19 protein-coding genes are annotated in these 22,028 nt (G+C 64.1%); 3 read left to right on the plus strand and 16 right to left on the minus strand.

Annotated elements, in window-relative coordinates; all coding sequences use genetic code 11:
• Positions 1 to 101 precede the first annotated feature (101 nt).
• Both GPA27_RS21170 and GPA27_RS29540 read right to left on the minus strand, forming a co-directional pair.
• On the minus strand, positions 102 to 857 hold the full coding sequence (locus GPA27_RS21170) for a cytochrome c3 family protein (RefSeq protein WP_169142421.1): 756 nt from the start codon (positions 855 to 857) through the stop codon (positions 102 to 104).
• On the minus strand, positions 851 to 1,234 hold the full coding sequence (locus GPA27_RS29540; protein WP_211165144.1) for a c-type cytochrome: 384 nt from the start codon (positions 1,232 to 1,234) through the stop codon (positions 851 to 853). The genes GPA27_RS21170 and GPA27_RS29540 overlap by 7 nt, the downstream gene beginning before the upstream one ends.
• A 146-nt stretch (positions 1,235 to 1,380) precedes the next feature.
• Here GPA27_RS29540 and GPA27_RS21175 point away from each other — a divergent pair, with 146 nt between their 5' ends.
• Both GPA27_RS21175 and GPA27_RS21180 read left to right on the plus strand, forming a co-directional pair.
• Positions 1,381 to 2,235, plus strand: coding sequence for a c-type cytochrome (locus GPA27_RS21175; protein WP_169142422.1), 855 nt, complete (start codon positions 1,381 to 1,383; stop codon positions 2,233 to 2,235).
• A complete protein-coding gene (locus GPA27_RS21180; RefSeq protein WP_169142423.1) occupies positions 2,232 to 3,236 on the plus strand; it encodes a c-type cytochrome in 1,005 nt (334 codons plus the stop codon). Before GPA27_RS21175 ends, GPA27_RS21180 begins: the two co-directional genes overlap by 4 nt.
• A gap of 55 nt (positions 3,237 to 3,291) precedes the next feature.
• Here the strand turns inward: GPA27_RS21180 and GPA27_RS21185 are convergent, their stop codons facing one another.
• From GPA27_RS21185 to GPA27_RS21195, 3 genes are read right to left on the minus strand one after another with little or no spacing between them, the layout of a single operon-like run.
• Complete coding sequence (locus GPA27_RS21185) at positions 3,292 to 5,364, minus strand: tetratricopeptide repeat protein (protein WP_169142424.1); 2,073 nt, start codon at positions 5,362 to 5,364, stop codon at positions 3,292 to 3,294.
• Positions 5,365 to 5,379: 15 nt separating this feature from the next.
• Positions 5,380 to 7,056 (minus strand): tetratricopeptide repeat protein, encoded by a 1,677-nt coding sequence (locus GPA27_RS21190; protein ID WP_246261317.1) that lies wholly within the window; start codon positions 7,054 to 7,056, stop codon positions 5,380 to 5,382.
• A gap of 12 nt (positions 7,057 to 7,068) precedes the next feature.
• On the minus strand, positions 7,069 to 8,904 hold the full coding sequence (locus tag GPA27_RS21195) for a tetratricopeptide repeat protein (RefSeq protein ID WP_256223068.1): 1,836 nt from the start codon (positions 8,902 to 8,904) through the stop codon (positions 7,069 to 7,071).
• Positions 8,905 to 9,094: 190 nt separating this feature from the next.
• On the opposite strand from GPA27_RS21195, the gene GPA27_RS21200 reads away from it, so the two are divergent.
• Entirely contained in the window at positions 9,095 to 9,970 is an 876-nt protein-coding gene (locus tag GPA27_RS21200) for a glycosyltransferase family 2 protein (RefSeq protein ID WP_169142425.1), read from the plus strand.
• An 81-nt stretch (positions 9,971 to 10,051) separates the two neighbouring features.
• On the opposite strand, the gene GPA27_RS21205 is transcribed toward GPA27_RS21200, so the two are convergent.
• The 11 genes from GPA27_RS21205 to GPA27_RS21255 form a co-directional block, all read right to left on the minus strand.
• A complete protein-coding gene (locus tag GPA27_RS21205; RefSeq protein ID WP_169142426.1) occupies positions 10,052 to 11,299 on the minus strand; it encodes a class I SAM-dependent methyltransferase in 1,248 nt (415 codons plus the stop codon).
• Positions 11,292 to 12,287 carry a GDP-mannose 4,6-dehydratase gene (locus GPA27_RS21210; protein ID WP_169142427.1) on the minus strand — a complete coding sequence of 332 codons (996 nt, stop codon included), beginning with the start codon at positions 12,285 to 12,287 and terminating at the stop codon, positions 11,292 to 11,294. Before GPA27_RS21210 ends, GPA27_RS21205 begins: the two co-directional genes overlap by 8 nt.
• 10 nt (positions 12,288 to 12,297) lie before the next feature.
• Positions 12,298 to 13,152: an FkbM family methyltransferase gene (locus GPA27_RS21215; protein WP_169142428.1), complete on the minus strand. Its 855-nt coding sequence runs from the start codon at positions 13,150 to 13,152 to the stop codon at positions 12,298 to 12,300.
• Positions 13,149 to 14,663, minus strand: a complete 1,515-nt coding sequence (locus tag GPA27_RS21220; RefSeq protein WP_169142429.1) for a lipopolysaccharide biosynthesis protein — start codon at positions 14,661 to 14,663, stop codon at positions 13,149 to 13,151. The genes GPA27_RS21215 and GPA27_RS21220 overlap by 4 nt, the downstream gene beginning before the upstream one ends.
• Positions 14,660 to 15,694: a glycosyltransferase family 2 protein gene (locus GPA27_RS21225; protein WP_169142430.1), complete on the minus strand. Its 1,035-nt coding sequence runs from the start codon at positions 15,692 to 15,694 to the stop codon at positions 14,660 to 14,662. Before GPA27_RS21225 ends, GPA27_RS21220 begins: the two co-directional genes overlap by 4 nt.
• A complete protein-coding gene (locus tag GPA27_RS21230; protein WP_169142431.1) occupies positions 15,691 to 16,704 on the minus strand; it encodes a glycosyltransferase family 2 protein in 1,014 nt (337 codons plus the stop codon). Before GPA27_RS21230 ends, GPA27_RS21225 begins: the two co-directional genes overlap by 4 nt.
• Positions 16,705 to 16,783: 79 nt before the next feature.
• Complete coding sequence (gene gmd, locus GPA27_RS21235) at positions 16,784 to 17,884, minus strand: GDP-mannose 4,6-dehydratase (RefSeq protein WP_169142432.1); 1,101 nt, start codon at positions 17,882 to 17,884, stop codon at positions 16,784 to 16,786.
• A 161-nt stretch (positions 17,885 to 18,045) separates the two neighbouring features.
• On the minus strand, positions 18,046 to 19,059 hold the full coding sequence (locus GPA27_RS21240) for a glycosyltransferase family 2 protein (protein WP_169142433.1): 1,014 nt from the start codon (positions 19,057 to 19,059) through the stop codon (positions 18,046 to 18,048).
• 5 nt (positions 19,060 to 19,064) lie between these two features.
• A complete protein-coding gene (locus GPA27_RS21245; protein ID WP_169142434.1) occupies positions 19,065 to 20,366 on the minus strand; it encodes a glycosyltransferase family 4 protein in 1,302 nt (433 codons plus the stop codon).
• Between the two features lie 104 nt (positions 20,367 to 20,470).
• On the minus strand, positions 20,471 to 21,841 hold the full coding sequence (locus GPA27_RS21250) for a BatD family protein (RefSeq protein WP_169142435.1): 1,371 nt from the start codon (positions 21,839 to 21,841) through the stop codon (positions 20,471 to 20,473).
• The coding region (locus GPA27_RS21255) for a hypothetical protein (protein WP_169142436.1) at positions 21,835 to 22,028 on the minus strand (194 nt) is incomplete at its 5' end. The genes GPA27_RS21255 and GPA27_RS21250, both read right to left, overlap by 7 nt.

Here is a 22,028-nt window from a genome sequence, read left to right on the forward strand (position 1 = left end):
TCGTGGAAGTTCGGCGGTCAGTGAGCAGTTTCATCGGCGTGTTGGGCAGGAATGGTCTGAGATGGAAATGGGGTATGCAGGTGGGGGCGTGCGCGCTTCGCTCACTTGACGTGGCAGGTGAGGCACAGTTCGCTGGGGTTGCTTTCGGTGCGGAGGAATAACGGGCGCACGGTGTGTGGGTCGTGGCAGCTGGCGCATTCCACGAATGGAATTTCCGTTTGGTCTTCCTGATCAAGGCGTACGTAGAGGGGTACATCGAGACGGCCGCGCTGAGCGGATGACGTGTCCTTCGAGACCCACCAGACCGGGCGATCGTCGACAATCCCGCGCCTGGCTTGGCGAAACCCGTCATCGAACTTGATCTGCTTTGCTGTGTTGATGAGTTTGCCGGCGCGTTGCAGCTCTTCGCGGATCTGTTTGCGTTGTTCGGGGGTGAGTGCCCCTCTATAGGGGACCGCGTAGGGGTGGTCGAGGCTTCCGCCCGAGACCCCGAAAGCCTGGGACGAATCGTGGCACGAGAGGCAGGCAATCGACTGCGAGCCAACGGCTTCGCTGCCTTCCTTTCCCAGTCGGCCGATGTCGTCGAACATCAGGAAGACACCGTCTTTCGGCACCGAGCTCTGCCACTTCGGCTGGGCCGCATCGTCCGCGTTCGTGTCGGTCGGCGTGTGGCAAAAGACGCAGATCTGGCGCGGGTCAGCGCCTCCGTTGCCATTGATCTGGACGAGATTGTGCTTGCTGTTGCGCATGTCTATCCGCTGTGCCTGTGCCGGCAAGCTGCCGAGCGAGGTCAAGGCGAGAAGTGCGATCAGTGTCGTGATGAGCCGGAGCGGAGTCGAGAGGCGCGCGATTAGCAATTGTCGCTCGTATGGTTGCGGGGTTTTCCAAACCGTGGAAGCCTGTTCTCAAGTTCGGGACCGGGTGCTGTTCCTACCGGGACTGTGACACCATATATTCCACCGCAGCTCGTACCTGGCTGTCGGCAAGTCCCGGGTTGCCCCCCCTTGGGCGGCATTCCGCCCTTGCCCCGGAGTGCCGATTGCTGCAACGCTTCAAGTCCTGCCGGCAGGCGTGGCGCCCACGCGCTCTTGTCGCCAAGAATCGGGGCTCCGGCGACCCCGGTTGCATGACAGGCACGACAAATTTGAGTATAAACCGCCTTGCCGTCGGCAGCTGAAAGATTGGTTGTCACGACGAGGAGTGCCAGGCCGGCAGGTGCAAGGAAGTGCTTCATTCTGGTCCCGTCGATTAATCGTAGCGCTGGTCGGAGGCGTAACGTATGGTTGGATCGGTTAGGCAAGCAATGCACATGCCAAAGATGGAAACTGGCCGGTTCGGTTCTTGCATCTAGGCTGCAGTTTTTCGACCCAGAGGTATCTTGTGAATCAGAAGAAGCAATTCACGCAGGTCCTGCGCTCATGCGCGCTTGGTGTTGGCGTGGCGCTGAGTTACGGCGCGAGCGGCAGCACAATCAAGGCCGACGTGCTTTACCATGAGTACTGTTCGGTGTGCCACGGCGACCGGGGTGACGGAAACTCCCGGGCGATGAAGAGCCTGAACCCCCCTCCCCGGGATCTGACCACGGCGGGCGCGACACTTCCGCGCGACTATATTCTTCACGTTATTACGCACGGCAAGCCGAACACGGCGATGGTCGGTTACAAGTCCCGCCTGAATGCGGAGCAGCTGGCGGCGCTGGCGGACTACGTGCACACGGACATCGTGAACCGCGGAGCGGCAATTTCGGCGGGCATGATCAAGGGGATTTCCGGAACGTCCGGTACGACCGGCGGGACCGGTGCCGCGAGTTCGGCGCCCGGTGCTGCGGGAGCTGCCCCGGTGCCGCCGATTGCCGCGCCTGTGCCGCCGGTGAAGCCGGTGGCGCCCGATGAGCGTGCCGACATGAGCGCACCGTTTCCGTCCGGATTGAAAGGTGATGCCGCCAAAGGCCAGGCGTTCTACGAGAAGAATTGCGCCGAATGCCATGGTGTGAAGGGGGACGGTCAGGGGCCGCGTGCCTACTTCATTCGTCCGGTGCCGCGCGACTTCCTGCACGAGCGTTCCCGTCTGACCCTGAATCGCCCGGCCATCTATGCAGCCGTATTTTTCGGGCGTAACGGGACTGAAATGCCGGCATGGAGCAAGGTGCTGACCGAGCAGGAGATCGCCAACGTCTCGGAATATGTGTTCCAGACCTTCATCCGCTCGGGTGAGAAGGCTGCCAAGGCGAAATGATCGGACGTATCTGGTTGGGCGGGTTTGCCGCGGCACTTGTCGTGGCCCCGTTCACGGCACCGGCGTTTGCTGCCGACGCAGGCAAGGATGCCCGGCACGAGGCCGGGCGCAAGATCTACAATTTCCGCTGCTATTTTTGCCACGGCTACTCCGGGGATGCGAAGACGCTCGCGGCGACGTATCTCGCTCCCAAGCCGCGAGACTTCACGAAGGACGATGAGAAGTCGCTCGGCCGTGAGCAGATGATCGCCGCGGTGCGCGACGGCAAGTCGAGCACGGCGATGAAAGGCTTCAAGGGCATCATCCCGGAGCGCGACATCGAACTTGTGGTCGACTTCGTGCGTGCGGAATTCATTCTCGCCAAGGCGATGAATACGCGTTATCACACGCCGGAGAATGGTTGGCCCAACCATGAGCGGCACAAGGTGGCCTTTCCGTTCGCGACGGGCACGATTCCGCTCGACCGCCCGTGGGAACAGCTCAGCCCGACTGAGCAAAAGGGCAAGCGCCTGTTCCTGACGACGTGCATCTCATGTCATGACCACGCCCGCACCGAGGACCCGGGGCCGGTGTGGGGAGGGCGGCCGCTGTCGTACCCTCGCAACCATTTCGATCCGGGCGATTTCACTGCGCCGCCGCCAAGCAAGGCCGACGCCATTGCGAGCGCCAGTCCGTATGCCTTGCATGACGTGGTGCCGCAGGTGTCGGGCCTGGCGCCCAACGAGAAGCGCGGGGAGACGCTGTTTCAGGCGAACTGCGCCTTTTGCCACGGTGCGACCGGGACGGGGCGGAACTGGATCGGCAGCTTCATGGAGCCGCATCCGCGTGATCTGACCGATCCGAAATTCATGCAGAACATGACGCGCGGGCGCCTGTCGCACACCATCCGGGAAGGGTTGCCGAACACGTCGATGCCTGCGTGGAAATCCGTGCTGAAGGACGACGAAATCGATGCGATCGTTTCCTACGTTTCGCGGGTGTTCCATCCCGTGAAGCCGTAGGAGGATCGAGCGCGATTCCGGGCGGCGCGGTGGTCGGGGCGTCGTCCGGCTACGCTCACTGCACCGTGCCGAGTTCGCTTACGAGGCGGGCGGTCCGTTCATCGGTGGGGTCGAGGACCAGCGATCGTTGGCCAGCTTCGAGCGCCTCGCGATGGCGGCCCAACTGTGTCAGGGCTTCGGCGCGGCCGTAGTGGGCGCGCGCGATGTCGGGCGACTGAGCGATCACCGCGTCGAAATCCGAGAGTGCTTCCCGCGGATTGCCGCTGCGCAGGTGGGCAAAGCCTCGATTCAGGCGGGCTCCGCCAAGGGCCGGGTCGATCTGCAACGCGCGATCGAATGCGTCGATGGCCTGGTCGAAGCGACCGAGGCGACCGTGTGCGGCGCCCAGAAGCGTGAAGTAGGGCGCGTCGGCCATCGCGGCGTCGCGGGCGCGGGTGAGTTCGAGGGCGCGAATCGTGGCGTCGGGGCGTCCGGTGGCGAAATAGACGTTCGCCAGCTCACGCGCGGGAAGGGCTGAGCGCGGATTGAGTCGGTCGGCAAGGTCGAGCCAGCGGGCCGCGTCGTCGTATCGCCCGGATGCGGCATACAGGCTGCCGAGAGCGAAGGGGCCGCGATAGTCACCCGCTTCCAGGCGAATGAATTTCTGGTAGTCGGCCTCGGCAGCGGCGAGGTCGCCACGCTTGCGATAGCTCGATCCGCGGTTGAGGTAGGCAAGCGCGCGGGCAGGGTCGATCTCCAGGGCCTTCGTATATGCGGCGATTGCGTCCGTGGTCCTGTCCTGGCCTTCATAGGCTGTGGCGAGGTTGGTCCATGCGCGGGGTGCGTCCGGTGCATTGCGTACGGCATGCTCGTAGAGCGATACGGGGGTGCGCCAGGTCGGAACGCGCACTATCGTGGCCGCCAAGAAGCCAAGCATCGCAATTGCCGCAAGCACGATTGCCGCGGGGCGGAACCGGGTGTCGGCGAGCTGATGGAGCCCGAGGCCGGCGAGTCCGGCCAACCCGACCGACGGGAGGTACATTCGGTGCTCGAAGACCATTTCGAGCGGGACGATGCTGCTTTCGATCGCCAGCGTGGCCGGTACCCAGAGGACCAGAAAGCCGGCAACGGGGAATTTGCTGCGCAGGGCGAGCCAGATGCCGCCGGCAATCCAGGCAGCGATGCCGGCGATCGCGACTGCGGTGGTCCATGGCTGCCAGAGACTCGTCGATGTCGGGAAGGCGTGTTCGATCGAAAAGCGGCCGGGTAGCGGGAGAAGTATCTGGCCGAGGTGGAAGAAAATCACGCGCGGCTGGGTGAGCAGGCGCTCGGTCGGAGTGAAGTCGCGCGACGCGTAACCCGCCATCACGTAGTCCGACAGCGGGCCATGCAGGATCGCGAGGTCGACGATCGCATAGACGGCGACGACGACGGGCAGCGCCAGGAGAAGGTGGTCGACGCGCGATCTGATGCGCTCGCCCGGCTTGCGGCACAGCGTGTATTCGGCGAGCAGGACCAGAGCCGGCAGGATGTAGGCCGTCTCCTTGGACAAGCATGCGGCGACGGCTGCGACGCCGGCGACGCCATACCACGGCCAGCGGCGCGGGGCGGCTCTAGCGCGGACGTAGGCGATGAGCGTGACGAGCATGAAAAGGGCCGCCATCGAGGCCATGCGCTGGACGATATAGGTGACCGCCTGGACCTGGATCGGATGGACTGCCCAAAGCGTCGTGGCAGTCGCCGCGGTGATCCAGGCGCCACGCTCGGGAAGGCCGGCGCAGCGGAAGGTCGTGAGGAGGAATGCAAGCACGGCCAGCGCGGTGGCGGCATGGATCAGGATGTTGGTCAGCTGGAACGGTGCTGGTGCGCCGTCCCCGCGCCACCAGTCGATTGCCAGGCTGAGATTGGGGAGGACGCGATGCGGCAGGTGCGCCTCGGCGGCGGCACGCCTGAGCGATGCGACATCGAGTTCGGCAATGTGCATGGAACCATGACCGACGATGTTGACGGCATCGTCCAGATGGAATCCGTTTTGCGGCGCTGCGTGGTAGGCGATTGCAATGGCGAGGAGCGGTAGCGCGATCAGGCAGGGTTGGAGCAGGCGGAACCGGCTGCGCTGCACTTCGGGCTGAGCGGTGGTGTTGGGCATCGGGGAATGACCGTTTCAGCGGTTGCAGTCGACGCTTAGGCCGAGCGCGCACGCACGGCGACGGGCGGTGCGCGCTTCGTTAAAGCGTCCTGTCTGCAGATAGATTTCACCGAGATAGTGCTGGGCGGCGGCCTCGCGCGACGAGACGGCGATCGCTTTTTCGAGGTCCGACTGTGCGCCGGCAATGTCGCCCTGAAGGTAGCGTGCGACGCCGCGATTGGTGAGCGGGGCCGCATATTTCGGATCGAGTGCAATGGCCCGGTCGAAGGCATCAAGGGCGCGCAGGTAACGGTCGCGGCTGACGGTTTCGCCACGATGCTGGGCGAGATTTGCGACGCCGAGATGGTTCCAAGCCCGCGCCGATCGCGGGGCGCGCAGCACCGCCTGTTCGTACAGGCTCGCGTCCGTGCGCCACTGGGGAATTCGCTCGCTGGTCGACCACAGCGCCAAGCTGGTGGCTGCGACGAAAACGAGTGCAGCGGAGGCAAGGGCTATGCCGCCGCGCCGGGCCGCATGTTCGAGTCCGAGCGCGATCAGTCCTGCGAGGCCGACCGAGGGGAGGTACATGCGGTGTTCGAAGACCATCTCGAGGGGGATCAGCGAGCTTTCGATGAGGAGGGTCGCCGGAAGCCAGAGCACGAAGTAGCCGGCGACACGGCTGCCCTGTCTCGCGGCGAGCGCGATGCCGGCCAGGCACCACGCGAGGATCGCCACGAGCGGTATCCAGAAATCGGGGGAGGCCGCGGAGCGCACGATGCCGAGCTCATGTTCGAGCGAGAAGCGGTGCGGGAGCGGCCAGGCGATCTGGGACAGGTGGAAGAGGACGACCTTGGGTTGGGTGAGGAGGCGCTCGGCGAGCGTGAAACTGCGGGTCGCATAGCCGGACAGTGCCCATTGGCTGACCGGTCCCTTGAAGACGAGATCGGCGAGCAGGGCAATCGCGGCGCACGCCGGGATGAGCAGCAGAAGCGTGTCGCGCCGGCTGCGGACGAGCTTTCCGTCATTGCGCAGGACGAGGAATTCGGCCATCAGCAGCAGGACGGGCGTGATCCAGGCATTTTCCTTCGATAGCGCAGCAAGTGCGAGACTGAGTGCAGACAGCGCCCACCAAAGCCTCCTGGCACGGCTTGCGGGGCTGCCCTTCAGGTAAGCCCAGACGCAGAGGACCGTGAACAGCGCAGCCATTTCGGTCATGCGCTGGACGACGTAGCTCACCGCCTGCACGTGGATGGGCTGGGTGGCCCACCACAGGGCGGCTGCGCTGCAGGCCAGGACCGTGGGCAGTGTCGCGGGGCGATCCTGTGCGAGCACGCGCAGCAGCAATGCGAAGACCGCCCACGCGGTCAGGATGTGGAAGACCAGATTGGTGACGAGGAAGGGCGCCGCATCGCTGCCGCCGCCGCGCCACCAGTCGAGGGCAAAACTGATCGATGGAACAGGCCGTAGTGGCAGGAAGGCGCCGCGTGCGGCGTCGATGAGTGCCCCAATGCTTAAATGCGTCATGCGCAGTGAGGCGTTGTCGAGGATGTTGGGCCAGTCGTCGAAATGGAAGCTGTTTCTTTCGATGCCCTGGTAAGCAAAGGCCACGAGGAGGGTCATTGCGAGTAGCGCGAGCAGGAGATGTCCGCGTGTTGCTGCCTGACTCGGTGCGGCGGGAGGCGTGTCGGATGCGATGGCGGCGTGCTCGATCATGGCGGGCGGCGGTTATTGTGTGCAGTCTTTGGCGACACCGAGACGGCATGCACGAAGTCGGGCCGCTGCGGCTTCGGCTTGGCGGCCTCGGGCGGCGTAGATGTTGGCGAGATAGTGCCAGGCGATCGACTCGCGGGGCGAGAGCCGGACCGCTGTTTCGAAGTCGGGGAGTGCAGCTTCGGTTCTGCCGCGCAGGAAATTGGTCGTGCCGCGATTCGTCCACGCGGGCGCGTAATCGGGTTCGATTTCGATCGCGCGGTCGAAATCGCGGGATGCGAGTTCGAATTCGCCGGCGCGCAGGCGTATCAAGCCCCGGTTGTTGTATCCGAGAACCTGACGCGGGAACAGGCGAATCGCTTCTTCGTAGATGGCAAGGGCCTTGTCGCGCTGGCCCATGGCCTCCAGAACGACGCCGCGATTGACGAAGGGGTAGCCGTCGCCCCAGCGCGGTTCGATCTGGTTGGCACGATCGATTGCACGCCTCGCGAGCTCGAGGTTCCCGTGTTCCAGATACTCCAGGCCGAGCTGGTTCCAGATCCGCACGGAGCCGGGTGCGTGCCTCGTCGAATTCTCCAACAGGCTGATCTCGGTGTGCCATTGCGGCAGGCGTTGCTGGGTCGACCAGATGCCGAAGGCAGTGGCGAGTGCGACCGCCGCCCACGCGGGAGCCGAGAGCTTGGCGGTCCGGCCTGGTGTTCGTGCGAGACCGAGAGCGATCAAGCCTGCGACGCCGACGGAGGGCAGGTACATGCGGTGCTCGAATACAAGTTCGAGCGGAACGAAGGTGCTTTCGATCAGTAGCGTGACGGGCACCCAGAGCACGAAGAAGCCCGCCAGCCGGGTCTTGCGGTGCAGAGCCAGCCAGATGCCGCCCAGAGTCCAGGCGAGCACCGCGCTCATGGGTAGCCAGAACTGGAGGGCGGTTGCGGAGCGGACGATTTCGATGTCGTGCTCGAGCGAAAAGCGGTCCGGCAGTGGCCACAGGAGTTGCGAGACGTGGAACAGCACCACCTTGGGTTGGGTGAGCAGGCGTTCGGCGAGTGTGAAGTCCCGCCATTCATAGCCGCGCAGGATCCACTGGCTGAAGGGGCCGTCGATGAACAGGGCGGCAAGGCCAAGGACTCCGAGTATGGCCGGTAGCGCGAGCAGCCACCTGTCCAGTCGATTACGCACGAGGTCCGAGTGCTGGCGAAGCACGAGGAACTCGGCCATCAGCAAGAGCGCGGGGGTGATCCAGGCGTTTTGCTTGGACAGTGCGCCAAGGATGAGGCACAGCAATGACAGAGCCCACCACGCCATGCGTCCTCGCTCGGCTGTGCGTCCCCGCGCATAGGCCCAGATGCACAGCACCGAGAATAGCGCGGCGAGTTCGGTCATGCGCTGCACGACGTAGCTCACGGCCTGGACGTGGATCGGTTGCACGAGCCACCATGCGGCAGCAAGTCCGGCTGCCGCGACTGTCCGCAAGGATGCTTTGTCGGACCCGGTCAGGCTCAGCGACTGAAGGAGGAAGGCAAACACGGCAACGCCGGTCGCGCCGTGCAGCACGAGATTCGTCACGAGAAAGTGTGCCGCGCGCTCGCCTCCCCCGCGCCACCAGTCGATCGCGAACGTGATCGAGGCGACGGGGCGGTGCGGAAGCGACGCGCCCCGGGCGGCGTCGAGCAGGCCGTTCAGGGTGAGGTCGTCGAGATGGATCGCCGTGTTCAGGAGAATGTTGTGCCAGTCGTCGAAGTGGAAGCTGTTCGCCTCGATGCCGTGGTAGGCGGCAAAGATCACGGTGATCAGCAGGGCGGCGACAATCGCACGGGGAAGTAGGGACGACTCGGCTGTCTTCAGTTGAGGCACGGCGTTGGGGCGCTAGAGTGTGAGTCGGCGGCGCGCTGCGTTAGTTCAAGCGGCGAATGTCAAAAGCAAGCTTCGTTCCCGATTGGTGCGAATTAGCATGAATCGTGCTTGTGGTGTCAGGGGGCGTTATCATTGTCGCTTCAATGACGAGGTAATGGTCACGTGCCTGCCCGTTTGGATCGGAAATTACATGAACAGACTCAGTGTCATCCTGCCCGCGAAGAACGAAGGGGCGGTAATCGGGAGGGTGGTAGAGGGGATCAGGAATCTATTTCCCGATGCCGAGCTTCTCGTGGTCAACGACGGCTCAACGGACGCCACGTGCGAGGAGGCAGAGCGCGCGGGCGCAAAGGTGGTTACACACCCCTACAGCATGGGAAACGGTGCGGCGATCAAGAGCGGGGCGCGTGCGGCGACGGGCGATATCCTCGTGTTCATGGATGCGGACGGACAACACGATCCCGCCGATATTCCGCGACTGCTGACGCAACTGGGCGAAGGCTTCGACATGGTCGTCGGTGCGCGTGACGGCGGTTCGCAGGCGAGTCTCGGGCGCGGGCTGGCGAACCGGTTCTACAATCGTTTGGCGAGCTACATGACCGGCCATCGGATCGAGGACCTGACCTCGGGGTTTCGCGCGGCGCGTGCCCACCGGTTCCGCGAGTTTCTGTACCTGTTGCCGAATGGCTTTTCCTATCCGACCACGAGCACGATGGCGTTCTTCCGTGCGGGTTATCCGGTGGCGTATATCCCGATCAAGGCGGCGAAGCGGGTCGGCAAGAGCCATGTGCGGATTCTCAAGGACGGGGCGCGCTTCCTGCTGATCATTTTCAAGATCGGCACGCTGTATTCGCCGCTGAAGCTTTTTGCGCCGGTCGTGGGGCTGCAGGCACTGCTGGGAGTTGGCTACTATGCGTACACCTTTGCCGCCCATGGGCGCCTGTCGCTCGCGACGATCTTTCTGCTTACTGCGGCGGTGACGACTTTCCTGATCGGGTTGGTGTCGGAACAGATTACGCAGTTGATGTATCGGCCCGCAGGCGTGGAAGCGGACTCCAGGCCCTGACGCCTGACGGTCGAAAGTCAAGGCGTGCGGGCGCATCAGGTTTGCAGGGGGATTGCGCGGCACGGCCGCGCCGGCGTTGCCTCAAACTATTTCCAGTTTCGGCAGCGGAAAGACCAAGCGAGACCTGCCCCACTCACCTCGCTTAACCAGAAAATCGCGGAAATGCCACGGCAACACCAGGAGATAATCCGGTTCCGTCGCCAGTACGTCGCCTTGAGGGACGATCGGAATCGCGGTGCCTGGTGTGTAACAGCCGTACTTGTCGGGATTCACCTCGCCGATAAGCGGCAGGTCGTCAGGGCCGATACCGCAATACTGCAACAGCACGTTGCCTTTGGTCGAGGCTCCGAGCCCGGCGACCGACTCACCCATCGCTCGCGCGCGGGAAAGGAAGCCAAGCAGTGCGCGACGGCTTTCTGCGACGCGCGCGGCGAATTGTCGATATGCCTCGAGACCGTCGAGTCCGAGCTTTGCCTCGTCGCGGCGCAATGCGCCAAGCCGCGCAGACGGTCGCCGTTGATCATCCCGGTGCACCGCCGTGAACGAGAAGCTTCCGCCATTGATGTCGTTGAGTTCGGCGTCGACGAGCTTGAGGCCTGCGTGGTCAACCAGCCAGTCGATTTGGCGCAGCGCGTAGTACTCGAGGTGCTCGTGGCAGACTGTATCGTACGCGTTGCGCTCGAGCATAAGCGGGAGGTAGCTCTGCTCGCTCGTCCACGAGCCGCCCGGAGCAAGGATTTCGCGGATCTGGTTGACGAAGTCCTGGGGTGACGGGAGGTCGTAGAACATCGCGATCGATGTAACGATGTCGGCCCGACGGCCACCACTGGCGGCAAGGAAGGCTTTTGCGGAGAAGAAATCCGTCACGAGTTGGACATGGTCGGGATAGTAGCCGCGGAATTTCTCCGCTGAGGGATCCATGCCGATGAGCGTATGCCCCTGTTGCGGGTAAAACGAAAGGGTGGTTCCGTCATTGGCGCCGATGTCGAGTACGACCCGGTCGCCGGATTCAGGCGAGGGCGACTGCGCAAGGATGGCAGCCACTTTGCTGCGCAGATGCGCCACCATTGAAGGGTTCAGACCGGAGCGGTAGCCGTAGTGCGTTCCGTAAAGCTCGGTAGGGTCGAATTCGTTGCCGAGCTGGACCAGTCCACAACAGTTCGTGCCGACGCACTTTACAAGCTGGAGTCTGCCGCGCGGCAACACTGCGTCGGGGCTTCGCGGAAAGATGCCTGTGAATGCCTGCAGCCCAAGGTCGAGGATTGGTTCGAGCGTGGTATTGCCGCAGACGCGGCACGCGGTCAGCGGCGAATGATCATGATCAGTCATTGTGTGTCGTTTGGTCGAGGTTGCGGTCGATCGCCATGATCTCGGCATCGACCATGGCATGAATCATTTCCGTGAAGCTGACTGCGGGGGCCCAGCCGAGCACGTCGCGTGCCCTGCGGCTGTCTCCACATAGCGGTACGGCCTCGGGCGGCCTCGCGAGATTCGGATCGATGCTCGTAAAGGAACGGTAGTCGAGCCCTACGCGGGCAAAGGCGATCTCGCACAGGTCGTGAACGGAGTGCAGTTTGCCGGTGGCGACGACGTAGTCGTCGGCGATGTGATGCTGGAGCATGAGCCAGAGTGCACGCACGTAGTCTCCCGCGTAACCCCAGTCTCGTTGGGCATCCAGATTCCCCAGCGTGAGTGCAACGGGCAGACCGCGGTATGCGCGCGCGGCAGCGATGGCGACTTTGCGCGTGACCATTTCGTGGGCGCGGCGCGGGCTTTCGTGGTTATAGAGAACGGCGTTGCAGGCAAACATGCCGTGTCGTTCGCGGTAGGTCCGGACCGCCACGTGAGCAAAGAGCTTGGCCGCGCCATATGGATTGCGCGGCCTGAATGCCGTGGTTTCGTCCTGGGGGCTGACAGTCGCATTGCCGAACATTTCGCTGCTGCCGGCTTGGCAGAAGCGCGTACGGGGCGACGTTTGCCTGAGAATTTCGAGTATCTGTGCGACGACGACCCCGTTTTCGATTCCCATTTCTGCCGGGGCGTCGAACAGTGTCGCGCTGGAGGCTCGGGCGGCGAGGTTATAGAACTCGGCGGGCGCACATCTCCGGGCCAGTTCTTCGAGCGCGCTTGTGTCGCGCAGGTCAGCCTGCGTGATCTCGATCTGGCGATCGAGGTGCCGCAGCCGTTCGTAGCCTGTGGGCGCATGACGGACGACGGCGATGACCTGATAGCCACGACCGACCAGCCATTCGGCAAGATAGGAGCCGTCTTGGCCGCCGGCGCCGGTAATTATCGCTGTGGGAGGGGATACGGTCATCGCAGGGGTTTCAGAACGTCCGAGTGATGCCAAGCCAGCGCTTGGTTCTCTGGAGCCTGCGCTTCAGGGTCGGGTGGGCCGTCAGCCACGGCCTGAGGCTGGTCAGTAATGCCTCGACGGGGACGCGCAGGGTACGGCGCAGTGGGCCCGTTGCGACACGCCAGGCGATGTAGGCGCGGTTTGCCGGAGTATCGAATGCCCGGTCGCCGATCGCGGCATACCAATCATTGACGCCGCTGCGGAAGACGCGGCGATATCCGTGCATCTGCATCCAGTCGGGGATGTGGGAATCGGCATAGTCCGAGTTGTCCTCGACGATCAGGAGACGTGGCGCCCAGCGCCGGATGTCGAACCCGGTCAGGACGCTTGCTTCATGTCCTTCGACATCGATGGACACGACGTCCGGACGTCCGTCGATGCCCGCTTCCTCGAGCAGCGTATCGAGCCGAGTGGTCCGGACGGCAACTTCCCGTGTCGTGTAGCCCGCGGCTTTGATCCGCTCGCGATTTGACTGCGCCAGTCCGATTCCGGACATCCCGTCTGCCCCCGGTGCCCCGCCGACTATTGTGAGGACAGCCTTACCCTCTTCATGCGAGAGCGCGCACTCGAAGACCTCCGACGTGCGGTTCGCTCGCGCCAGAGCTGCGAGGCTCGGATTTGGTTCGACGAGGATGCAGCGCCAGCCCAACTGTTCGAGCAATTTCGAGTTACTGCCGATGATGCCATCGTGGGCGCCGATGTCGACGATCACGCGTCCCGTTGCATTCGGGAATATGTCAGACAGCAGCGCGTCTTCGCCGAACTGTGCATAGCGGACCGGGGTTCGGCGCAGGGCTTGGTGGTAGTGATGACGTAGGCTGGTCATTGCGAAATGGGACGCGTGTTCCGCCACGCCAGCACTTCCTTGAGGCACTGCGGCGTGGCGATGAAGGCGGCGGTGGCGCCGAGGACGAGAATGCCGCACAGCATCGCGCCCAGCGCCTGGCGCGATTCGGGCACAGGCAGCGCAGTCGCGAGCGCACACACGAGCACAGCGGCGAGAATCGGCCGTAGCACGTCCTGCAAGAGTCCTTCCAACGGGTGTGTTTCGGGAGCGTTGTTCGTCATGGAGTACAGGTTCGCTGCCACGTAGGCCAGATTGAATGTGAGCCAAGCAAACGCCGCGCCAGGCGGGCCGAATTCGCTTGCGCCGAACCATAGCGCGGGAAGCATGGCGCAGAGCGATGCGAGATTGATTCGGATGGGAATCTGCGGCCAGCCGCGTGCGATCTGCCAAGTGTACGGGACGCACATGAGGCCATTAAGAAAGGCCCCTGCCATCAGCAGTGCGAGTGCCAGACCGACCTCCTCAGCCAGCCTGGCGTTGCCGCTCCAGGCAGCGAGTATTTCGTCGCCGAATGTGAGAGCCAGGGCGGTCGGCGCAGCGAGCGCGACGGCAAGCCAGCGGGATGTCCGCCGATAGAGCGCGATTGCGCCCGGGGTCGGTCCGTGGGCGAGTGCGTGGGACAGTTCCGGCAGCAGTGCGGCAGAAATTGGCGAAACGATGAATTGCGGTATCGTTGCGACGGCAGCGGCGGCCATGTAGTACCCATATTTATCCAGTGGCAACCATGCCGACAGCAGCAGCTTATCTACCTGCGTCACGATGATCGCCAGGACGGCGAGAATCGACATTCCGCCGGCGAAACGACTTACCTGGGCGATCGCCGCGAGTTTCGGCCGGCCGCCGCGCAGCTCCGGAGGGGCGGCGCGGCGCAGCGCGAGTGCGAGCGTGAGGGAATGGGCGATGCTGCATGTCGCGTTCCAGAGGAAGAAAGCAGCGGGCGTCGGTGAGACCTTCCACAGGATGAGGACGGACCCGACTCCCCGCAGGGTCGCAAAGATGGCACCCGCTGCCGCGGTCCAGGTCTGCCGGTTGAGACCGGCGAGGGTTCCGCTGTACAGCAGGACCGGCCATTGGGCGGCGACCGCGAGGCCTGCGAGGCCCATCGCGAGGGTGACCTGCTCCTGCGGGAGGCTATCCGGTCGAAGCCAGCCTGATGCGGTGAGGGTGAAGACGGACCAGAGGCTGGTTGCGATGATTAACGCAGTGGCCCATGTCACAGCTTCCGCTGTGGCCGTCAGGTCCTTGAGTGCAGCAAGTCTTGAAGCTAGCCCTGAAGCGCGTGAAAGCTCGCGCGTCATCGTTGGGCTCAGCCCGAGATCGAGCAGTTGCACGATCATGGACAGCGAGAGGTACAGACCCACGAGACCGTACGCCTCGGGGCCGAGAAATGCGAGATACGCGGGCACCAGAGCAAACCACAGCACCCCCGCCCACGTCCGCGCGAGGAGATTTGCCGCCACGTTGCGTCCGAAATTGCGTTGCGTGTTCACGGCGCCCGGCCCAGGCTTCCGCTGAGGCAGCGTGCGGGGCGTCCGCCTGCGCTGGCCAGATCGACGAGATCGAGCGTCGCCTGCGGCTGGACCAATCGAATGTACAGGATCGCCAGTAGCCGCAATGGAGCGCGTGGGAGGTGCGCCACCAGACGGGCCGCCATGCGTCGTAATGGGGAGCAGACTTGTGCGGCGACGATGGTCTGAAACCCGTTGACGTCATATGCATTCTTTGCGCGGTAAAGCAGCAGCGATTTCAGTTTTCGTGCCGGGTAGCGCGGCACGACGGCGGCCTTGGCGCTGTCGGCGAGGGCAGGAAAGGACCAGATAAGGTCGGGCCATCGCTTCATCCAGATCTCGAACTGGCGCGGCCGCCAAGAGCCGACGCCATAGCGAATGAGGATTTCGGGCTGGACGAGCAAGCGTGCAGGGCCGGGCAGGGGAGCCTGGAAGATCATGCCGACGTGCACGAACATCGTTCCCCAGTAGGGCTGGGGGTCGCGGGCAAGCCACACATCGCGTCGAATGACGACGCAACCGATGAAGCTGAGGCATTGGCCGGCGATCCGGAGTAGTTCTGTCTGTTCTCCCGGCTGCAGGGTCAGTGATTTGTCCAGGGCCATCATCGCAGGCACGAGCTCGCGTCGCAGATCGGGGCCATGGACCGCTGCGTTGGCGACCACGAGCGCCGGTTCGTCGGCCAGATGCCTGCGCATGCGTTCGACCGCGCCCGGTTGGATCAGGTCGTCGTCCGAGAAAAGCCAGCAGTACTGCCCTGTCGCAAGTTCCACCGCATGGCAGAAGTCGCGATCGAGTCCGGAATTTTCCTCGCGGTGGAAATAGCGCAACGGCGGATGATGTGCCTCGAGTTCGGCTGCGATGCGTGCGCACACTCCGTCGGTGCCGGCGTCGACGACGACGACCTCCACGTCCGCGTCCGCCTGAGCGAGCAGGCATTCGAGCGTTTCGCGGATCACTTCGCCCCGGTTGAAGGTTGTGATACAGAAGGAAATCAGCGGGCTGGCTGTCATGGTCGGTTTGGGGGGCGAGCCATTTGCGACGGCGCCCGGTCGTCCTCGTCGGCTGCAAGAAGATCGAACATGATGCTGTGCCAGTTGCGGCTGCTGCGGCGATATCCGCCATCGAGCCATTCACCGACGACGGGTATCCAGCGGCGCAGACGAGAAGAGGGCCATTGGAGACGACGTTCGAGATGGGCAAGCTTTGCCAGGATGGATGCGCGTGCCGACGTCGTGATGCGCGCGGGGCCCAGGCGCTCCAGCAACGTTTGCAGGCGGTCGATTTCGCCGCGAAGGTAGGTCTGCCGGGGCAGGGCGCGTGCAGCGCGCATTTTGTCCGCAAGGCCCTTCCGGGTGCCGCCGATCGCGTTCGATGTGTGCTGCCGGTACAGGACGAGCGCATCATCGACGGCCACGAGACCGCCGCCCGCGCCGGCCAGCATCGCCAGCCATTCGTCGTGCATCCAGCCTGCGGGAATGGGTAGTGCCGTGGCGCGCAGTCCGCTGCGGAACATGAGCGTGGCGCCGGTCACGACAGGCTGCCTGACAAGCACCGCGACGGCATTGCCGGCCCTGAAGGCGTGACGGTCCGCATCGCCGAACCCGATCGACTGCCAGACCGTGCGCCTCAATGGATCGAGTTCGCTCGAGACCAGTCGTGCATCGCTGAAGGCAGCCTGGGCTTCGGGGCGGCTTTCCAATGCCTGTTCGAGCCGAGCGAGCTTGTGCGGGAGCCACACGTCATCCTGATCGGACAAAGCGATATAGTCGCTGCTGCACTGTGTGATCGCCTGGGCGAAATTCGCCGTAATCCCGAGTCGTCGAGGGTTGCAGGTGATGCGGACGGGGAATGGGGCATTCTTTGCGAATGCGCTGAGGAGCGTTGTCGTGGCGTCGGAAGAGGCATCGTCGCAGATGACCACTTCGTCGGGAGCGCGGTGCTGATCGAGGTAGCTTCGCAACTGATCGCCGAGGTAGGCCTCGCCGTTGCACGTGCATAGCGCGATCGATATCTTGTTCATGGTGCCGGGGCGGCTTTGCGGTCGATGTGCGCAGGGGCAAGGAATTGTCCTGCCGCCTTCGGGAGTTGTGCCGTACGCGTCACGTGTGGGGCGTCGTGTCGATGCGCGATCGCTCGAGCGCGGCAGCTGCTAGGTCGTGGTTGGCCATGTCGGCCACCAGCTGTTCGAAGCCGATGCGGGGTTCCCAGCCCAACTCTTCACGCGCACGCGACGCGTCCCCGAGAAGGGTCTCGACTTCGGCCGGGCGGAAGTAGCGTGGGTCTATGCGCACGACGGTCTGGCCAGCTTGCACATGCAAGCCGTCGCGCATGACCGCGCCCACCCGTCCGCATTCGTGGACGCCTTCGCCGTACCAGTCGATGGCAAAGCCCATGTGGCGGGCAGTGGCCTCGACGAATTCGCGCACCGTGTGTTGCTCACCCGTCGCGATGACATAGTCGCGTGCCTCTTCCTGCTGCAGCATCAGCCACTGCATCTCGACATAGTCGCGTGCGTCGCCCCAATCGCGGCGTGCGTCGAGGTTGCCCAGGAAGACGCAGTTCTCCAGTCCGTGTGCGACGCGGGCGAGACCGCGCGTGATCTTGCGCGTGACGAACAGTTCGCCGCGTTTGGGTGACTCATGGTTGAACAGGATGCCATTGCATGCGTACAGGCCATAGGCTTCCCGGTAGTTGATCGTAATCCAGTAAGCATAAAGCTTGGCGACGCCGTAAGGGGATCGCGGGTAGAACGGCGTCGTTTCGCGTTGCGGCGTTTCCTGAACCTTGCCGAAGAGCTCGGAAGTGGATGCCTGGTAGAAGCGTGTCTTGCTGACCAGTCCAAGCGTGCGGATCGCTTCGAGGAGGCGAAGTGGACCGAGCGCATCGGCGTTGGCAGTGTATTCCGGCTGCTCGAAAGACACAGCGACATGGCTTTGCGCAGCCAGATTGTAGATCTCGTCCGGTTGCACTTTGGCGACGACATTGAGCAGGCTGCTCGAATCCGTCATGTCGCCGTGATGGAGGAATAGTTTCGCGTCCGGGTCGTGCGAATCGCGGTATATATGATCGATTCTGGCCGTATTGAACAGGGAGGTGCGACGACGAATGCCATGGACTTCGTAGCCTTTTTGCAGAAGGAGATCGGCGAGATAAGCACCGTCCTGGCCGGTGATGCCCGTGATCAATGCGCGTTTGCTCATCCGGAACCTGCTTCCACAAAAATGGCGTCGAGACCATTCGGTCAGATGCGCCGGGTCAATCAGAGTTGCATAACTTAGTCCGCAATTTTCGCACGAACGGCCCGCGGAATTGCGCCTGCAACTTCATTTCGGTGAACGTGAACCGAGACAGGTACTCAACCTTAGCGTAGTCCCGGCAATCCATGCCTGACCGCGAGCTGCAGCTTGCGCGAATATGGCAGAAAGCCGCGTAAGTAAGAGATGGAGCCAATCTTGCGCTTGCTTTGGACGGCCTGCCGCTCCAGCAATAGCTGTGAGTATGTGCTGGCGAGGGTCCGATAGACGTTGGCGTAGATTTCGCGCCATATGCGCAGTTCCCTGCGCGCGAGCGCAAGCACGATTCCCTCGGTTGCGAGTGTCAGAAGGTGCAATGGGAGCAGCAGCCACATCCAGGGGCCGGGTGTGCAGATCGCCAGGACGAAAGTCTTATTGCGCTCGCTAAGGCGTCGGCGGCGATAGGTGCTGGCGAGCTTGCCGCCAGAGGCGCGGTTGCCGCCGAAACTTTGTCCCTGCCGATGCCGGTAGGCGCTGCCTGCAGTCACTTCGACCGGATAGCCCGCAAGGCGTGCGCGGCAGCAGAGGTACATGTCTTCCGCGATCGATTCGAACCATTCGGGGAAGCCGCCGAGCTCGTGCCATAGCTTGCGCGGGATCCACAGGCAGGCGCCGATGACCATCGCGACATCGGTACGGTCCGGCGCGAGGTTCGGAACGGGGTTGTAGAAGGGGTCGAGCAGGCAGCCGCGATCGACGAGTACGTTCGTCTCCCAGTCGTATTGCGGCAGGGTGAGGATGCCTGGCGGTTGCTGGCGGCGGGCATGGGCGAACAGGGTCGACAGGGCGTCCGGGGCGAGGGCGGCGTCGTTGTTGAGCAGCAGCAGGTAGTCGCCGCGGGCGCGGTCGGCGAGGCGGTTGTTGGCGATGCAGAAGCCGACGTTCGTGGTGCTCGTGATCACCTCGACCTGCGGGTAGCGCGCGTGCAGCACGGCGAGCGATGCGTCGGTCGAGGCATCGTCGTGGACAAGGATTTCGAACGCGAAATCGCAGTCCTGGGCGAGGATGGAGTCGATGCAGTCGGCGAGCAGCGATTCGCCGTTGTAATTGGCGATGCAGATCGAGCAGGTCGGTGCGCTCATGGTCTTCACTGTTGCCCTGTTGTGGCCTGTTCGCGGGGCGTCGTTCCGGCGGGCGATTCGATGAGATTGTGGATGATCCGTGCGTAGCGGTCGGCAATTACGGGCCAGTCGAAGCGATCCAGAACCGAGAGTCGACCAGCCTTTTGGAGGTGAAGGCGCAATGCAGGGTTATCGAGCAGCGTCCTGAGGGCGATCGTGAGGCCGTGAGCATCCTTCTGGGGCACGATCAGTGCGTTGACGCGGTCTTCGAGGAAGTCCCTCATTGCAGGCAGGTCGGTTGCGATCAGGGCGCATTCGCATCCCAGTGCCTCGACGGCGACGAGCCCGAACCCTTCCTGGTCGCCCCCGCGGGCCATGATGGAGGGGAAAACCACGATTTCGGACCGCTGGTAGAGGGCGGGGAGCTGGTCATTGCAGATGCGGCCGAGAAAGCGGACGTGTGTGGCAAGTCCGTGGGATGTGGCTAGCTGTTCCAAGGCGGATCTGTCGGGGCCGTCGCCGGCTATGGTGAGCGTCAGGTCGGGAAAGTCCGTCAGTAGTGGTGGAAGCGCCTCAAGGAGGTATGCGAGACCCTTCTTTTCCACCAGTCGGCCAACAAACAGGAGCGATGTGCCGCTTCGCGCTGCCTGTCCGGGAATGAAGGTTTCCCTCAGATCGACGCCCATCGGGATTACGTCGATCCGCTCGGGGGCTGCGCCCAGCTCGATTTCGGCGCGTTTCATCGCTTGGCTCACGACCGTGTGGCGCTGGGCCCGCCGCAGGACGAGCCGCTTGATCCATTCGGCTGCGAAACCCTTGAGACCGAAGAGATCGCCTCCGTGGGAGGTGCACAGGATTGGTGGACGGGTCCGTGTGGCGGCGCATGTAATGGCTATGAGTCCCTGGGGAATCAGCCAGTGTGCGTGGATCGCGGCGAATGCCTTGTGGCGGAGAAGCCGGCGAACAGCCAGCCACTGACTCAGGATAAAGAAGGGCAGGACGAGATAGTTCGCGGGAGTCTTGCGTAGTTTTGCGGTGATGCCGCCTTCATAGGCGATGTTCTCCAGCCGTGCCGGGAAATAGCGGTATCGGACGACGTTAAGCCCATCTAGCTGCTCGCGGACGGCAGCGCCCGGTGCATGGGGTGCGAGAACCCAAACTTCATAACTGACGGCGAGGCGGCGGCAGAGCTCGAGGACGAAGGGCGGTTCCGTGTCGCCCATCCAGCGCGGAAAGGTGGAGGTGAGGACCAGAATCGCTGCCTTTCGCGTGCTTTCGCTGTGCGCGCTGCAGGTCACCTGTGGGGCGGAGGGGCTTCTGGTCGGCATGCACTGATCGCTTGTTGTCGGGGCAACTACCCGAGCCGCGGTCGGGATATGGCCTATGGTGGTGAGGGTGGCGGGCGGATTAGATCATAGCCGGGAGTTGAACGTCATTTTTCGCGGCCTCTGGACACGATTCCCTCAGGTCTTTTTCGGGCGCAGGATGAGGCAGGATGGAACTCCGTCTGTTCATGGTGCAGGGCGGCGAGAAGCGCTTGACCGCTCCAGGGCTCATGCACAGTGCCATACAGGTGGCGGTCGAGGGCGGCGAGCTCCCGGCCGGTTGCGGTGCCGCCCAGGTGATGGGCGAGCGCGAGCAGGCTGGTCGGTGCGGGCACGCCGATTTCGCGGGACCATTGCAGCAGGCTCGCGCAGGCGGCGACCGGGTCGTTGTCGTGGCAGGCGCGGCGGATGTCGCGCAGCGTCCTGGTGTCGCGATATCTGCGCGTGAAGGCTGCGCCGGTGGCCAGTAGCGCGATCGCGGCGAGGAGGGCGGCGCCGGTGGTGGTCGCGCTGGTGTCTGCTGCAGGCGCCGCGGGAGCGCTCTGTTGTGCCGGTGCGAGCGCGGCCGCAGGTGCCACGCGTCCGTCCGTCGGGATGTCTCTTGCGCGGGGCGAAGCCATGACGGCAATGGGGCGTGCCGGAAGGGTGGCTTGTCGCGGCAGACCGGCGACGGGATCCCACCATGACAACGGGAGAATGGGGAGCGTGAGATCCCCCCCCTGCCTGGGAACGAGCCGCCAGCTCTGCTCGCGTATGCCTGTGATCCAGCCGTCTTCCACGCGTTCTTCGAGGTGCGGCGGTTCCGGATGCAGGGCGAAACCGTCTGCGCCGGGGGTAAGTGGGGGAATCTGGGCCGCTGCGACGCCTTTGGCCTCGATGCGGATCGTGCGGCGCAGCGCTTGCCCGGGGCGTAGCTGCGGCGTGTCCGGCTGCCAGGATTCGGTGAGCGTCACGGCGCGGGCGGGCAGCCATTCCTGCGGTCGGTGGCCGGCGGGGACCGGGCTGACGTCACGGGTCAGGGGGGGCGCGTCGATTCGACGTTCGGGCGGCGAGGCGCCATCCGTGCGCAGCGAGACATGGCCGCCCGAGAGTTGCAGCGTGCCGCTCGCGAACGGGAAGACCGCGAAGTGCCGCTCGGTGACGCGGTAGCGTTGGCCGTTTCGCGTGACGTCGTGGATGTTCTCGCCCGCTGGGCGGATCTCGGCGAGCGCGGAATGGGGGGCATGGAAGGCGAGCTCGCGCACGCTGACCGCCTGGTAGAGGCGCAGGGTGTAGCGCGCCTGCGCCTGGACGTGGAGCGTGTCCGGTTGCAGTTCCGCCTCGACCCATAGCGCCGGGCCTGGGCGTGCGCTGTCGCCTGTGTCGTCGGCGTGAGCCGGGCTCGGCGCGGCGGCGATGAGGGCGACGGTGAGGGACAGTCGCGCCAGTGCGTGCGCGGTTCCGTGGCGGCGGCCCGGGAGTGCGCTGGATTTCACCATGGTCGCGGAGCCTCGCCGCTCTGGCGCCGGCGGTGTTCGAGGTCGAGCTTGCGGCGCAGCAGTCCCGCCGGTTCGTCCGGGACGCGGCGCAGCCACTGTTCGGCGAGACTTTCGGCTTCTTGCTCGTGCGTGTCGCGACGGGCGACGGGAGCGGGAGGCGGCGGGGATGCGGCCGACGGTGCGTTCC

Source organism: Aromatoleum toluolicum (genome assembly GCF_012911005.2).
Taxonomy (GTDB): Bacteria; Pseudomonadota; Gammaproteobacteria; order Burkholderiales; family Rhodocyclaceae; genus Aromatoleum; species Aromatoleum toluolicum.